Origin of the sequence: Streptomyces xylophagus (genome assembly GCF_000716435.1) — a bacterium.
Taxonomy (GTDB): Bacteria; Actinomycetota; Actinomycetes; order Streptomycetales; family Streptomycetaceae; genus Streptomyces; species Streptomyces xylophagus.
In genome coordinates this window covers 308,724-323,981 of the sequence record NZ_JNWO01000003.1, presented here as the reverse complement: position 1 = coordinate 323,981, position 15,258 = coordinate 308,724, and the positions used below count along the sequence as shown (strand labels likewise).

General features: G+C 70.3%; 13 protein-coding genes. 11 read left to right on the top strand and 2 right to left on the bottom strand.

Translation table 11 applies throughout. The annotated features are described in order from the left end of the window. Positions 1-100: 100 nt before the first annotated feature. From pelF to OO70_RS08450, 7 genes are all read left to right on the top strand, one after another. Positions 101-1,603 (top strand): GT4 family glycosyltransferase PelF, encoded by a 1,503-nt coding sequence (gene pelF, locus OO70_RS08480; protein ID WP_051740912.1) that lies wholly within the window; start codon positions 101-103, stop codon positions 1,601-1,603. Then, entirely contained in the window at positions 1,600-3,018 is a 1,419-nt protein-coding gene (locus OO70_RS08475; RefSeq protein WP_043666307.1) for a hypothetical protein, read from the top strand. Before pelF ends, OO70_RS08475 begins: the two co-directional genes overlap by 4 nt. A gap of 68 nt (positions 3,019-3,086) precedes the next feature. Beyond that, complete coding sequence (locus tag OO70_RS08470) at positions 3,087-4,088, top strand: GDP-mannose 4,6-dehydratase (RefSeq protein WP_043666304.1); 1,002 nt, start codon at positions 3,087-3,089, stop codon at positions 4,086-4,088. Between the two features lie 52 nt (positions 4,089-4,140). Then, positions 4,141-4,854 carry a nucleotidyltransferase family protein gene (locus OO70_RS08465; RefSeq protein ID WP_043666300.1) on the top strand — a complete coding sequence of 238 codons (714 nt, stop codon included), beginning with the start codon at positions 4,141-4,143 and terminating at the stop codon, positions 4,852-4,854. A 7-nt stretch (positions 4,855-4,861) separates the two neighbouring features. After that, on the top strand, positions 4,862-5,755 hold the full coding sequence (locus OO70_RS08460) for an NAD-dependent epimerase/dehydratase family protein (RefSeq protein ID WP_043666297.1): 894 nt from the start codon (positions 4,862-4,864) through the stop codon (positions 5,753-5,755). Continuing rightward, a complete protein-coding gene (locus tag OO70_RS08455) occupies positions 5,752-6,414 on the top strand; it encodes a spherulation-specific family 4 protein (protein ID WP_043666294.1) in 663 nt (220 codons plus the stop codon). The genes OO70_RS08460 and OO70_RS08455 overlap by 4 nt, the downstream gene beginning before the upstream one ends. Then, complete coding sequence (locus tag OO70_RS08450; RefSeq protein WP_043666291.1) at positions 6,411-7,187, top strand: endo alpha-1,4 polygalactosaminidase; 777 nt, start codon at positions 6,411-6,413, stop codon at positions 7,185-7,187. Before OO70_RS08455 ends, OO70_RS08450 begins: the two co-directional genes overlap by 4 nt. Positions 7,188-7,218: 31 nt before the next feature. On the opposite strand, the gene OO70_RS08445 is transcribed toward OO70_RS08450, so the two are convergent. Next, entirely contained in the window at positions 7,219-7,920 is a 702-nt protein-coding gene (locus OO70_RS08445) for a TetR/AcrR family transcriptional regulator (protein ID WP_043666288.1), read from the bottom strand. A gap of 304 nt (positions 7,921-8,224) precedes the next feature. Between OO70_RS08445 and OO70_RS08440 the strand changes: the two genes are divergently transcribed. Together OO70_RS08440 and OO70_RS08435 are read left to right on the top strand one after the other, a co-directional pair. Continuing rightward, entirely contained in the window at positions 8,225-8,887 is a 663-nt protein-coding gene (locus OO70_RS08440) for a hypothetical protein (RefSeq protein ID WP_043666285.1), read from the top strand. A 49-nt stretch (positions 8,888-8,936) separates the two neighbouring features. After that, a complete protein-coding gene (locus OO70_RS08435) occupies positions 8,937-9,779 on the top strand; it encodes a dienelactone hydrolase family protein (protein ID WP_051740909.1) in 843 nt (280 codons plus the stop codon). Between the two features lie 74 nt (positions 9,780-9,853). Here OO70_RS08435 and OO70_RS08430 read toward each other — a convergent pair whose 3' ends face one another. Next, on the bottom strand, positions 9,854-12,541 hold the full coding sequence (locus tag OO70_RS08430; protein WP_043666279.1) for a carbohydrate-binding protein: 2,688 nt from the start codon (positions 12,539-12,541) through the stop codon (positions 9,854-9,856). 288 nt (positions 12,542-12,829) lie between these two features. Here OO70_RS08430 and OO70_RS08425 point away from each other — a divergent pair, with 288 nt between their 5' ends. Both OO70_RS08425 and OO70_RS08420 read left to right on the top strand, forming a co-directional pair. Continuing rightward, positions 12,830-13,861 carry a LacI family DNA-binding transcriptional regulator gene (locus OO70_RS08425; RefSeq protein ID WP_043666278.1) on the top strand — a complete coding sequence of 344 codons (1,032 nt, stop codon included), beginning with the start codon at positions 12,830-12,832 and terminating at the stop codon, positions 13,859-13,861. A 134-nt stretch (positions 13,862-13,995) separates the two neighbouring features. Next, complete coding sequence (locus OO70_RS08420; protein ID WP_043666276.1) at positions 13,996-15,243, top strand: sugar ABC transporter substrate-binding protein; 1,248 nt, start codon at positions 13,996-13,998, stop codon at positions 15,241-15,243. Positions 15,244-15,258: the final 15 nt, after the last annotated feature.

The window sequence follows — 15,258 nt, the reverse complement described above, 5'->3', positions numbered from 1 at the left end:
ACGGCGCACCGACCGACTGCACAGGACCGAACGGTGCGCCCCTCCACCAGGGGCGCACCGGGCGGGAGCCACCCCCACACCTCGGCCGTGGAGCCCATCGATGTACGTTCCCTACGACGCGCGACGCCCCAGCAGCGGGGTACGCGTCACCCTGCTCACCGAAGGCACCTACCCGCACAGTCACGGCGGTGTGAGCGTCTGGTGCGACCAACTCGTCCAGGGCATGCCCGAGATCGACTTCGCCGTCATCGCCGTCACCGGCACCGGACGCGAACCGCTCGTCTGGGAGCTGCCCACGCATGTCTCGCAGGTCCTGTCCGTCCCGATGTGGGGCGACCCGCCCGCGGGCCGCGCGCCCCGGGGGAGTGCCCGCGCCCGACTGAGCGACGCCTACGAGGAGTTCCTCACCGCGCTGCTCGACCCGCGCGCCGAGGCCCGCTTCCCGCGCGCCCTCTATGTGCTGGCCCGGGCGGCGGCGGGCCGCACCCTCAGTCCCTTCCTGCGCGGCGACAAGGCGATCGCGATCCTCACCTCGGTGTGGAACCGTCCGGGACTGGCCGTCCGCGAGGCCGCCCCGAGCCTGCACGACGCGCTCACCGCGACCTCCCTCCTGGAACACGCCCTGCGCCCGCTGGCCGTACCGCTCCCACGCACCGGTGTCACGCACGCGGTCAGCGGAGGCCTCGCCACCCTGCCGGGCCTCGCGGCACTCGATCAGCACGGGGTGCCCCTGCTGCTGACCGAGCACGGCGTCTACCTGCGCGAGCGCTACCTGGGCTACCGCATCGCGCCCTACCGCTGGCCGGTGAAGGCGGTCGTGCTCGGCTTCTTCCGGCTCCTCGCACAGGAGGGCTACCGGCGGGCCGCCCTGATCACCCCCGGCAACCGGTACAACCGGGTCTGGGAGGAACAGGGCGGCGCGGCACCGGAGTCGATCCGCACGGTCTACAACGGCGTTGACCCGACGGCCTTTCCCCCCGCCGGACCCGAGCCACAGGGGCTCACCCTCAGCTGGGCCGGCCGGGTCGACCCGATCAAGGACCTGGAGACCCTGATCCGCGCCTTCGCGCTGGTACGGGCTCAACTCCCGCACACCCGGCTGCGGTTGTTCGGCGGTACACCGCGCGGCGGCGAGGCCTACCGGGAGCGCTGCGAGGCGCTGGCCGCCGCACTCGGGCACGCCGACGCCGTCACCTTCGAGGGCCGCGTCGACGACATCCGGGACGCCTACGCGGCCGGCAACGTGGTGATGCTGTCCAGCATCAGCGAGGGCTTCCCGTTCACCCTGATCGAGGCCATGTCGTGCGGACGGGCGACCGTCTCCACCGACGTGGGCGGAGTGCGCGAGGCGGTCGGCGACACCGGGTTCGTGGTGCCACCGCGCGATCCCGCGTCGATGGCCGCGGCCACGCTGGAACTGCTGGGCGACCCGGAGCGGCGCCGGGCGATGGGCGAGGCGGCGCGTCTACGGGTCATCGAACAGTTCACGCTCCGCCACACCATCGACACCTTCCGCGCGATCTATCGCGAACTGCCCACGCTGGAGCGGCAGTCCGAGCGCATACCGGTCCTGGCGGAGCACTTCGTCGCGGTCGCCGGATGAGCGGGCCCATGTCCCTGGAGCCCAGCGGTTCCGAGCCGGACACGCTGATGTTGCGCCTCTCCGACATCCATCCGCCACGCGGTCGACCGCGCTGGGCCGTCAACGACTCCACGCTCACCATCCGGCTGCCCTGGCACGGTCCCGACCAGGAGGCGGTCAACTGGCTCGCCGCCGAACTCGCCGACCGGGTCGGACCCGCCGTCCACCCGTACGAGGTGGCCGCTCTCTTGGAGGCGGAGGGCCTGACGGCGCCGATGGTCAGGGAACGGTACGGCCATCCCAACCTGTTCTCGCTCGCCGCCGCGCTGTACGAGCAGGTGCCGCGAACCTTCCCGGAACCGGCCCCGGCGGCCGACCCATGGCGCCCGGACACCGTGCGCTGTCTGCTGCGGGGTGTGCTGTTCGCCCTCCCGGGCCTCGCGTACCTCCTCACCGCTCCGCTGTGGAACGTACGGGAGCACGCCTCTCCGCTGATCGTGGCGGGGCTCGTCTCCTGGGCCTGGGGCCAGGCCCTCGGGCACCGCGCCCACCTGCGGATGGCTACCGGACGGCGGGAAGGAGCCCGTACGCTGCTGGTCGGCGCACCCCTGGGCGCACTGGTGGCCACCGCAGCGGCCGCACCGCTCGCCGGCAGCGGGCTCCTGCTCCTGGCTACGGCAGCGCAGTCGGTGTATCTGGCGGCGGCCGGGGTGCTGCTGGTGCTGGCCCGCGAGCGGCTGCTGCTGGCCGCGCTCTCCCCGCTGGTCGCCGGGGCCGCCGTACTGCCCTGGTGGGAACCTGGCGACCTCGCGAGGGCCGAGCTGCCGACGCTGACCCTGGTGGCGACGATCTTCGCGGCCGCCTGGGCGCTCAGGGAGCCCCTCGCGGCGCCCGCCGTGCCCGGCGCGGCCCTGCCGCCCGTGCTGTCCTCCCTGCCGTACGGCCTGTTCGGGCTGGCGGCCGGGGTGCTGGTGCTGCTGGAGGCGCGCCGGGAGCCGTACGCGGTGATCGTGCTGACCGTCAGCATGGGGCCCGCGGAGTGGCTGCTGTACCGCTACCGCGGTCTCTCGGTGGCCGCACTGCGCGCCGCCAGGACACCGGCCGGGTTCCTGCTGCGCTCGGTCGACAACCTCACGCTCTGTCTGCTCGGCTACCTGCTGCCGCTGTGGCCGGCGGCCCTGCTCACCGGCGTCGGACCGGTCGCGCTGCTCGCGCTCGGGGCGGCCCTGTGGACCGCCCTGCTGCTCCAGGCGTTCGGGGCGGCCTGGCTGTCGGCGCTCGTCTCTCTCGCAGCGGCGGGAGGTGCCGGGGCGGTGACGCTCCTTGATCTGCCGCCGGGCCCGGTGGCCGCGCTCACCCTGTGCAGCGCCGCCGCCGCGCTGTGTCTGTACGCGTCCGTGCTGTGGCTGCTCGGCCGTCCCGCGCCGCACGCGTAGGCGGCTCACCCCGCACACGTTCACCTTCACCCCCCACCACGCATCAACTCATGGGAAGGACAACCGAGTTGACCTCCGCACCACTCGCCGCCGTCACCGGAGCCGAGGGGTTCATCGGCTCCCATCTCACCGAGGCGCTGGTCGCCTCCGGGCACCGGGTACGAGCCATGGCCCAGTACAACTCCTTCTCCTCCTACGGCTGGTTGGAGACCCTGCACCCGGACGTCCTCGACCAGGTGGAGATCGTCCTCGGTGACGTCCGCGACCCGGGCTCGGTCCGCGGTCTCCTCGAAGGCGCCGACACCGCCTACCACTTGGCCGCGCTGATCGCGATCCCGTACTCCTACCAGGCGCCGCACAGTTACGTGGACACCAACGTCACCGGCACCCTCAACGTGCTGGAGGCGGTACGCGCGTTGGGAACGCCCCGACTGGTGCACACGTCCACCAGCGAGACGTACGGCACCGCCCGGACCGTACCGATCACCGAGGACCACCCCATCAACACCCAGTCCCCGTACGCCGCTTCGAAGGCGGGCGGCGACCGGCTGGCCGACAGCTACCACGCGAGCTTCGGGACGCCCGTGGTGACACTGCGGCCCTTCAACACCTTCGGGCCGCGTCAGTCGATGCGGGCCGTCATCCCCACAGTCATCGGCCAAGTGGCCGCCGGGGAACGGACGATCACCCTCGGCGACCTGCGCCCCACCCGGGACTTCACCTACGTCAAGGACACCGCACAGGCGTTCCTCGCGGTCGGCACCGCGCCCGCCGAGCAGGTGGTGGGGCGCACCTTCAACGCCGGTACCGGCGGCGAGATCTCGGTCGGCGACCTGGTCGCGCTGATCGGCAAGGTGATGGACACCGCACTCGACATGCGCGAGGACACCGCGCGCATCCGGCCCGCCAACTCCGAGGTGATGCGGCTGGTCGCGGACGCGAGCCGGCTCACCGCCGCGACCGGCTGGCAGCCCGCGCACACCCTGGAGGAAGGGCTCGCGCACACCGTGGAGTTCTTCCGCGACCCGGCCAACCTCGCCCGGTACAAGACCGGCATCTACAACATCTGACCGTCGGGCACCGCCCTCACGAACCCCACTCATCTCACGAAGGAGGAGTCCCATGCACGCGGTGATCCTGGCGGGAGGCAAGGGTGTCCGGCTGCGGCCCTACACCACGGCGCTGCCCAAGCCGCTCGTCCCCATCGGCGACCAGCACGCCATCCTGGAGATCGTGCTGCGCCAGCTGGCCACGGCCGGCTTCACCCATGTCACCATCGCCATCGGCCACTTGGGCGAGATCATCCGCGCCTACGTCGGCGACGGCTCCCAGTGGGGCATGGACATCGACTACGCCACCGAGGAAAGCCCGTTGGGCACCCTGGGCCCGCTGCTCACCCTGCGCGAGAAGCTGCCCGAGACGTTCCTCGTGATGAACGGCGACGTCCTGACCGACCTCGACTACGCGGACATGCTGCACACGCACGAGGAGTCGGGGGCACCGCTGACCATCGCCACGTACGCCCGCAAGGTGCACATCGACTTCGGGGTGCTGACCACCGACCTGTCCAGGGTGGTCGCCTTCACCGAGAAGCCGAGCATCGACTACCGCGTCTCCATGGGCGTCTACGGCGTCTCCCGCGACACCCTGGACGGCTACACGCCCGGGCTGCCGCTGGGCTTCGACGAGCTGGTCCTGGACCTGATACGGGATCAGAACCAGCCGCACGCCTACGACTTCGGGGGCTACTGGCTCGACATCGGGCGCCCCGACGACTATGACCGGGCCAACGCCGAGTTCACCTCCCGCAAGTCCCATCTCCTCAAGGGGGCTTGAGCACCCCATGCGCATTCTCGTCCTGGGCTCCACCGGCTATCTCGGAGCCCATGTCGCCGAACGGCTGCGCGCCTTGTCGGACGCGCAGGTCCTTACCGCCGGTCGTTCCCCCGACGCGGACCACGGCGTCGACCTCGCCTCCGTCCGTCCGGAGGAACTGGCCAAGACCCTGGCCTCGGTCGCGCCCGACGCGGTGGTCAACTGCGCGGGCGCGACCGGCGGCGACGCCGTGGCCCTGGCCGAGCTCAACTCCCGTGGCCCGGCGGTACTTTGCGCCGCGCTGCGGGAGGGGGCCCCGGCGGCCAGGCTGGTGCACCTGGGCTCGGCCGCCGAGTACGGGCCGGGCGAACCGGGGATCCCGGTGACGGAGTCCGCGGCGACCCGCCCGGTCGGCCCGTACGGGGCGACCAAGCTGGCGGGCACGGCCGTGGTCACCTCGTCCGGGCTCGACTCGGTGGTGCTGCGGGTGGGCAACCCGGTGGGCCCCGGAGCGCCGACCGCCGGGCTGCCGGGCCGTATCACCGCGCTGCTGCGGCAGGCTGGCCCCGACACAGTGCTGCGGCTCGGTGACCTGTCCGCCCACCGCGACTTCGTCGACGTACGCGATGTGGCGCGGGCGGTCGAACTCGCCGTCACCGCGCCCCCACCGCTGTTACCGGTGCTGAACATCGGCTCCGGCCGGGCCGTCCCGGTGCGTGAACTCGTGCACGGCCTGGCCGAGTTGGCCGGTTTCCGGGGCCGCACGGAAGAGAACGCGGAGGGCGGAGGCTCGATCCGCTCGGGCAAGGTGTCCTGGCAGTGCTCCGCGATCGGCGCCGCGGAGGAGGCCCTGGGCTGGCGCCCCCGCCACACCCTCGACGAGGCGCTCGCCGCCCTGTGGGAAGCCGACGGCTCACCGTGAGCCTGCTCGTTCCGCTGTATGTGCACCCCGCCGAAGACCCGGGCGCCTGGCACCAGTTGATCCAGGCGGCCGGGCGCACCTACGGCGTGGTCCTCAACCCCGCGAACGGGCCCGGCGAGCGCCCCGACCCCGCGTTCACCGCGGCGGCCGGTGCCCTCAAGGACGCGGGCGCTCGACTCCTCGGCTACATCGACACCGACTACGGGACACGCGCACGGGCCGACGTCGTGGCGGACCTGCGTCGGCACCAGGAGTGGTACGCGGCCGACGGCTGCTTCCTCGACCGGGTGACGGCGACACGGCACGCGCTGCCCGCCTGCCGCCGGCTGGTGCGGACACTGCGCAAGCTGGGCGCCGGGACGGTGGTCCTCAACCCCGGGATGCACCCGTCGCCCGGCTACGCCCGGCTGGCCGACGTGACCGTCACCTTCGAGGGCCACTGGTCGACGTATGTCTCGGTGTTCAGCCGCCCGTCATGGGCCATGCGCCTGCCACCCGAGCGACTGTGCCATCTCGTCTACGGCGTCCCCGCGGTGCTGGTGCCGCTCGCGGTGCGCACAGCGCGTCAGCGGGGCGCCGGGATCAGCGGCCCCGTGACCGGCGAACTACCCAACCCCTGGGCAGAGTTGACGCCCGCCCTGACCGGAATGGATCGATGAGGTACACGGCACGAGTGATCCTGTTGGCGCTGACCCTGGCACTGGCGGGCTGTTCCGGCTCGGAGCCGGAAGGGAGCCGCTGGCAGCCCCACCCCGGGCTGGCCTGGCAGTGGCAGCTCGACACCAGGGTGGACCCGTCGGTGGACGTGCCCGTCTACGACATCGACGGCTTCGAGAACGCGAAGGCGGACGTGGCCCGGCTGCACCGCGACGGGCGCAAGGTCATCTGTTACGTCAACGTCGGCGCGTGGGAGAACTTCCGGCCCGACAAGGCCGACTTCCCCCGCTCGCTGCTCGGCAAGGAGAACGGCTGGGCGGGCGAACGCTGGCTGGACATACGCAAGTTGGCCGTACTACGGCCGATCATGGAGCGGCGCTTCGACATGTGCCGCGACAAGGGCTTCGACGCGGTGGAGCCCGACCTGGTGGAGGGCTACAGCAACGACACCGGGTTCCCGCTCACCGCCGCCGACCAGCTCCGCTACAACCGGATGATCGCGTCGATCGCCCACGAACGCGGGCTGTCCGTGGGCCTGAAGAACGACCTGCCGCAGATCGCCCAACTCCTCCCCGATTTCGACTTCGCGGTCAACGAGGAGTGCGCCCAGTACCACGAGTGCGCGGAACTCACCCCGTTCATCGCGGCCGACAAGGCGGTGTTCCACGTCGAGTACGCCGTACCGACGGGCCGTTTCTGCGCCGAGTCGCGGAAGCTGAGGCTGTCGTCGATGCAGAAGAAACTGGAGCTGGGGGTGTGGCGCAAGCCGTGCTGAAGCGGGTGCGAACGCGAACAGGTTCCTCGGATCAGACGTCCGGGGTCAGACAGGCGGCGGCGCGTTCCGGGCCCAGGAAGGGTGCCAGCACGGAGAAGGTCAGACCGGGCAGCAGGCCCGGCAACTCCGCGGCCCGGCCCGCGGCGATCCGCCGGTAGATCGCGGAGTACACCCCACCGACCACCGTGTCGATCAACTCCTCGGTGGGGATGGGCAGTTCCGTCTCCGGCAGGTCGGTGAAGAAGTCCCGGAAGCGGGCCAGCAGCCCCTCCCGCGCCTCTCGCCCGGCGGGGCCGACCGCGTCGATCTCCACGATGGCCATGACCGCGAACGCGGGCGCGTCGGCGAGTATGCCGAGCAGCGCGCCGAGCCCGGCACGCACCGCGCTCGGCCAGTCCGGGGCCTTGGCGTGGGCCTCCTCCATGGCACCGATGACCATGGTCGTGCCGTACCGGTGCGCGGCGAGGAAGGCGTCCTCCTTGCCCTTGAAGAGGTCGTAGAAGACCGGCCTGGTCACGCCCGCCGCCTGGCAGATGTCGCTGACCCGGGTGTGGGCGTAGCCGACCTGGGCGACGGTGCGGACGAAGCCGTCGAGCAGCCGGTCGCGCTGGTTGGCGGCGACCACCTCCGGTGAGGTGCGCCTCGGCCCTCGCCGCAGCGAGCGCTCAGGGTCGCGTGCCATGCGGGTACCGGGCAGCACGAGCGCGGGCGGCACCGACGGGCCTGTCGCCATTCCACGTCCTTCCTCGCGAACTTCCCCGCATTGTATTGACTTGAATACCCGTCAGGTTTACAACTCTCACAGGTTTTCTTCTTGCGCGGACCTGCGGCGGGACGCCGCCGGAGCCGTCAGTGTCACGTACCCGCAAGGCCGCCAACAAGTGCCCTCGCGCCCCTGACGTCAGGTCAGAGGCGTGCACCGGTCCGGTGGTTCCCGCAGTCCGGGAACCACCCTGCGCGGGTCGCTGCCTTCACCCCTGAGCCGGGGGAGCGACCCGTCCTCGCCACCCACACCCCTGTATGTCAGAGGACCCCGCATGCGCAGAAACACCGCTTCCGCCCTCGCCGCCACCGCTGCCGTCGCGGCCCTGGCGCTCCTCCCCGCCACCACCGCCTCGGCGGACAGCGCCGTGCTCACCTACGGCAGCGCCGCCGGCACCGCCGTCTCCGTCGGCGACGTACTCACCGCCTCCCTGGCCAGCGGCACCAACGCCACCCTCGCCACCAGCAGCGGCGGCACATCAGGCATCACCTGCACCGGTTCGACGCTCTCCGCCACGGTGACGGACAACCCCGCCGCCCCGGGCACCGCCACCGAGTCCGCGACCGCCCAGACCTTCAGCGGCTGCACCAGCAACGTCCTCGGCGTCACCGGGGTGCGGAGCATCACCGTCAACAACCTGCCCTACAGCACCGCCGCCTCCTCCGACGGCACCGTCACGGTGACCCCGGCCTCGGGCAGCACGATCCAGACCACGGTGGTGCTCTCCACCCTGCTGGGCTCCGTCACCTGCGTCTACCGGGCGCCCAGCCTCGCCGCCGTGAGCTCCAACAGCGCCACCAGCCTGAGCTTCACCAACCAGGCGTTCACCAAGTTCTCCGGCTCGGTGCTGTGCGCGGGCAACGGCTACTTCACGGCCACCTACGCCCCCGTGGTCGACAGCAGTGTCAGCGGCGCCCCCGCCATCTACGTCAACTGACAGCGCGTCCGGGAGGACTTCCGTGAAACTGCTCCGCCCCCGAGCGCTCATGACGATCCTCGCGATCGTCGCCTCGATCGCCCTCGGCTTCATCGCCCCCGCCCAGGCCGCCGCCGGCAATCCCTACCAGCGCGGCCCGGCCCCGACCCTGGCGAGCGTCACCGCCGAGACCGGGCCGTTCACCGTCGCCTCGGTCGTCGTCCCCTCGGGCAGCGGCTCGGGCTTCAACAACGGCACCATCTACTTCCCGACCGACACCAGCCAGGGCACCTTCGGCGCCGTGGTCATCATGCCGGGCTTCGTCGCACCGCAGGCGGAGATCGCCTGGTACGGGCCCCGGCTCGCCTCCCAGGGCTTCGTGGTGATGACCCTGGACAGCAACGCGCTGTGGGACTTCCCGACCGACCGCAGCAACCAACAACTCGCCGCGCTCAGCTACTTGACGACCAAGAGCGCGGTGAAGAACGAGATCGACCCCACCCGGACAGCCGTGATGGGCTGGTCGATGGGCGGCGGCGGCACGCTGGAGAGCGCGGCGAGCACCCCGTCGCTCAAGGCGGCCATCGCGCTGGCGCCCTGGGACGTCGTCAACGTCGGCGACCAGATCACCGTGCCCACCATGATCTTCGGCGCCGACGGGGACACCGTCGCCCCGGTCGACACCTTCACCCTGCCCGCCTACAACGCCCTGACGAACGACCACGACAAGGCGTTCATCGAGCTGAGGAACGCCGACCACTTCACCTTCGCCAGCCCGAACACCACGGTCGCCGAGTACAGCATCGTCTGGCTCAAACGCTTCGTCGACAACGACACCCGCTACGACCAGTTCATCTGCCCAACTCCCAACGACGCCAACACCGTTGCCTTCCAGAACACCTGCCCGATGTAGGCCTCCCCGGAGAGCGCGGCAGGCACGGGCCCTGACGGCCACCCGTGCCTGCCGCGCCACCACGTCCGGAGCGGTTACCTCTCCGACAGCGGGGTGACCGCGAGCTGGTCGATCACCGGTGCGTACGGGGACCGTTGGTCGTACTGGTTGTAGGTGTCGCCGTTGAAATCGGGCAACTCCTCGGCCGTGAAGGTGAGTTGGTTGGTCCCCTTCTTCAGCGTCACCGGGACGGTCAGCTCCCGGAAGGCGTTGAAGTGGAAGGTGGTCGGGAACAGCACCCGCTTCGCCGGTCCGCCGTTGACCGAGAGGTCGGCGTGACGGGTGATCGGGTCGGGGTTGTAGTGCGTGGCCGGTGCCTGTTCGGCGTTGGAGTAGCGGATGGTCACCGCGTGCCGTCCGGCCCGCTCGGCGAAGACGTCGACGGTGAGGGCGTTGGCCTTGCCGTCCCCGATGCCGGTGACCGCCTTGCCGCCCTTGGCGAACGTGTACGCGTCGGTGACCTTGGCGGCTCCACTCGGCGTGCCGTCCTCCGCCTGGTACACCTTCGTCGCCGACGAGTCGCTGGAAGGTGCGACCCGGAGCCGGTCCAGCACAACACCGTGGGAGGCGCCGGTCACGGTGACCTTGTTGATGCCGCCGGACAGGAACGCCCGCACCACGTCAGTGCCCTTCTTCCCGTGGCCTGCCTTGGCAACACCCAGCTTCTCGCCGTTGAGGGACAACTCCGCCCGCCCGTCGCCGAGTTGGTCGAGCGCCAGGGTCGCTTCACCGTCGGTGGGGGAGTAGACCCAGAAGGTCGCGGACGCGCCCTTGGACAGGGGTACGGCGCCCGGTCCGGAGGCACCCCGGTACGTGTACTGCGGCCGGGTCCCGGTGAGAGTGGCGTACTCGGCCTCGTAGATCGCGGGGCTGGTCACGTTCTTGTCGCGCAGGGACAGGTCCATCTTGTCGATGATCGCGTCGCCCTTCGTGACGCCCAAGTCGGCGTCCTGCGCCGAAAGCGTGATCCGGTGCCGGCCGGCGGTCAACTGCACGGTGGTGTCGGTGTGTCCCCAGACCACCCACTTGTAGCCGAGCGGCAGGAGCAGTTCCTGCGGGTCCGTGCCGTCGACGCGCAGGAAGACGTTGGTGGGGCCCTGCTCCTGCACCAGGCCGTACAGGTTGTAGGAGTTGGCGAAGACACTGAGGTCGTACGTGCCGTCCTTCGGGACGTCCACGTCGAAGGCGAGCACCCCGTCCGATCCGGTGCGCAGACCGCCGACGTTGTAGTTGCCGCTGGTCGCGAACCCGCCCACGTTCGAGGGTGTGCCCTCGGGCCCGTTCTTGGAGTAACCCTTGCCGGTGTAGGTGGCGTTCTCAGCCTCGTACGTCCCCCGCCAACTGACCGAAGGCTGGGCCGACGTCCCGCCGTGGCCGCCGGGGGAGAGGATGACCTGGTAGGCGGACATCTCGTTCATGCCGGTCATCGGCAGGGTCACCGAGCCGTCCTCGCCGACGGCGACCTCCTGGTCCGCGAGCCGCAACGGCTGCGCCGAGTCACCTACCTGTCCGGTCCACGGGATCTCCTGCACGGTGGCGTGCACCGTCGTACCGAACAGCTTGGGGTCGATGTTCCGGAAGACGACGTCGGCGTCTCCGCTCTTGCCGCCGAAGAGGGCACGCGACTGCTTCTTCTTCGTGTCCAGCGTGGCCACGCCCTGCAGGGTGTACTGCTGGTTGGGGTGCGGGGCGGTCACCTGCACGGTGTGTCCGGACATCTGGCCGTAGGCGTTGAACAGCCACCACTGGCCGTTGCCCCGATTGGCGTCGACGGCAGAGTCGTTGAGGTTGCCGTCGATGTTCCAGTAGGCCAGGTCCGCGTCGATCTTGGACTCCTCGATGGCGGAGACCCACTGGACGACCTGGCCGGGCACGGAGAGGTGGTAGTTGTGGCCGTACTCGTTGACGTTGATCGGCAGCGGGCCGATGCCCGCGTCCTTCTCCCACTGCCGGTACTTGGTCACGTTCGTACGGACCGCGGCGGGTGAGGACAGTTCGTGCCAGGTCATCACGTCCGGGACGACGTCGTTGGCCTTGGCGTACTGCAGGAAGCCCTTGACCTGGTCGTAGAGGATCGAGGTGTTCGGGCCCGCGATCCTGGCGTCCGGGTCCTCGTCCTTGATGAGGTGGTAGACCTCCTTCCAGGCCGCGAAGAAGTACTGCGGGTCGTTGAGCCAGGAGACGTTGTTGTAGCTCCACGCGCCCGAGCCGAACATGTTCCCCTCGGGCTCGTTGAAGGGGACGTAGACGACGTGGTCCTTGTAGGCGCCCATCGTCCTGACCTGGTCGACCTGCTTCTTGATCTTCGCCTTGAAGTCCGCGAGCCGCTCGGGGCCGCTGTCGCCCGGCCACTGGTACGGGAAGCCGCGGTAGATGTCGGTCATGTAGATGTAGACGTCCTTGCCGCCCGAGTCGACGAGCGGTGGCAGGACCTCCAGCGCGTCCGCGCCCGGGTGCTGGGGGCCGTCCTGCGCTTTGGTGGACACGGTCTGAAGGTGCATGCCCTCGATGAGGTTGCGGCTCGGGGCCCCGTCGCCGTAGATCCCGTACAGCGAGCCGGCTGCGCCGCCGTGGAAGGCACCGGTGTCGGCGGCCAGATCGATGGAGAGGCGTTCCGCGTCGGCGGCGTGAGCGGTGCCGGCGGAGGGGGCGGCGAGCAGGGTGGCGAGGATCGCCGCCACCGCGGCGCCGGCTCCCGTCGTTCTCTTTCGTCTTCGTCGCACTGGGGTCTCCGTGGTTTCCGTGCGGGTGCGGACACCGGACGAGCGTTGTCGAACCGGTTCGATAGTGCTGGGCCGGGAAGCTAGCACCGCGGAAATCCGGCGGCAATACCTCTGACGCGAGGAGTCGTGTCAGCTCACCCTGGATTCCAGGGGAGTTACGAGAAGATGCGGTGCGAGGTGTTGACAGCCGCCGGGGTTGTTCCTACCTTCACTTCACGCGAACCGGTTCGATGACCGGCTGTCGCCCTACGCAACGTCGAACCGGTTCGATCCATCCAGGGAGTGCCCGTGAACATCGGTGAGATCGCCCGGCGGGCCGGTGTCTCGCGGAGCACCGTGTCCGTCGCACTGAGCGGCAAGCGCCCGGTGTCGGAGGAGACCCGCCGGAAGATCCAGCGTGTCATCGACGAGCTGGGCTACCGGCCCAATGCCAGTGCGCGCGCCCTGGCCAACGGCCGGACCAACACGATCGGCCTGGTCTTCCCGCCGGCCGGCAATCACTACACCGGTATGCAACTCGACTTCATCGGCAGCGTGGTGGAGGCCGCCGCGGCCCACGACTACGACGTGCTGCTGTCACCCAGCGGCGTCGACAGCGACCGCTCGTTCCAGCGGATGCTGGGGGAGCGGCGGGTCGACGGCGCGATCCTGATGGAGATCCGGCTGGAGGACGACCGGGTCGATCACCTGGCCGCCCTCGGCTTCCCCTCCGTCGCCATCGGCCGCACCGCGCATCCCGAAGGCACCTGGTGGGTCGGCCTGGACCACACCGCGCTGGCGGCGGCCTGCGTGCACCACCTCGCGGACCTCGGCCACCGCAGGGTCGCCTTCGTCAATCGTCCCGAGCAGTTGCTGCGGGCCGGATACGAGTCGGCCCACCGCGGGTTGGACGGCTTCACCAAGGCCGCGGCCGAGCGCGGGCTGACCGTGCGGACGTACTGCTGTGGGGACGACGCCGCGTCCGGCCAGGCGTGCCTGGAACAGATCCTGCTCGACGACCCGGCCACCACGGCCCTGGTCACCCTCAACGAGGCCGCGCTCGGCGGCCTTTACCGCGGACTGGCCCAGGCCGGCCGTCATGTACCGCGCGACTTCTCCGTCACCGGAGTCGTGGCCGGCCGGTGGGCGGAGACGGTGACCCCGCAGCTCACCGCGGCGGACGTACCGGCGGAGGAGATGGGCCGACACGCCGTCGACCTCCTCGTCGAGCGGATCGACCAGCCCGACGCGCCGCCCCGGCACCACCTGCTCGCGCCGCCGATCTCGCTCCGTGCCAGCACGGGGCCCGGCACCGGTACGCCGTCCACCGAGACGCGCTGACCTCGACCCCCGACACCACTTTCTGATCACCTTTCACGGGCGTACTCCCCCCTCACCGTGGCTGTTCGGCATGCCCGCTTCCCCCCTCGTCACCCTCCCTCGGCACACCCGTGCCAAAAACGAAGGAACGCGCAATGCACAGCTCCCTCAGACGACTCCGCCTCACCGCCGCGACCGTGACGGTCCTGGCCGTCGCCGGCACCGCCACCGCCTGTTCCTCCGGTTCGGGCAGCACCGGCACGAAGGCCGCGGACACCGGCACCTACACGATCTGGGACCCGTACCCGCAGTTCGACAAGACCTCTGCCTGGGCGAAGCTGCTCGACGCGTGCGGCACCAAGGCCGGGGTGAAGATCAAGCGGACCGCGTTCGACACCAGTGACCTGGCGAACAAGGCGCTGCTGGCCGCCCAGCAGGACAACTCCGCCGACGTCCTCATCGTCGACAACCCCGTGGTGTCGACCCTGGCCGAGGCAGGCGTCCTCACCACGACCGCGGACAACAAGCTGGACACCTCGAAGGTGAACCCCAACCTCCTCGCCGCCGGACAGGCGGGCGGCAAGACCTACGGCATGCCGATCGGCGCCAACACCCTTGCCCTCTACTACAACAAGGCGGTGCTGAAGAAGGCCGGAGTGGACATCGCCTCGGTCAAGGACTGGAAGTCGCTGACGGCGGCGCTCGCGAAGGTCAAGAAGGCGGGCAAGAAGGGCATCACGTTCTCCGCGATCGGCACCGAGGAGGGCACCTTCCAGTTCCTGCCCTGGTTCTGGGGATCCGGCGCCGAGCTGACCGCGGTCGACTCCGACAAGGCGGTCTCCGCCCTGACGCTGTGGAAGGACTGGCTGAAGAACGGCTACGCCCCGAACTCGGTCCTCAACAACACCCAGACGACCAGCTGGCAGGAGTTCGCGACCGGCGACTACGCGTTCAGCGAGAACGGCACCTGGCAGCTCGCCAACGCCAAGAAGGCCGGCTTCGAGTACGGGGTCGTCCCCGTTCCCGCAGCCGACGGCGGCAACGCGGCGGCCCCGACCGGCGGCGAGTTCGTCACCATCCCCGTGCAGGGCAAGACCGACCGCTACGCCACCTCCCAGAAGATCGTCACCTGCCTGACCAGCACCGACAACCTCCTCAACACCGACACCACACTGTCGTACGTGGCACCCACCACCGAGGTCCAGGACAAACAGATCGCCGCGAACGCCGAGTTGAAGCCCTGGGTCGACGCGGTCAAGGCCGCCAAGGGACGCACCAGCGACGACCTGGGCACCAAGTACCCCAAGATTTCAGAGCAGTTGTGGAAGGCGGTCCAGTCCGCGCTCAGCGGTTCGCAGTCGCCGAAGGACGCACTGTCCGCCGCCCAGTCGGCCGTCAAGTAACCAGAGACCAGGGCC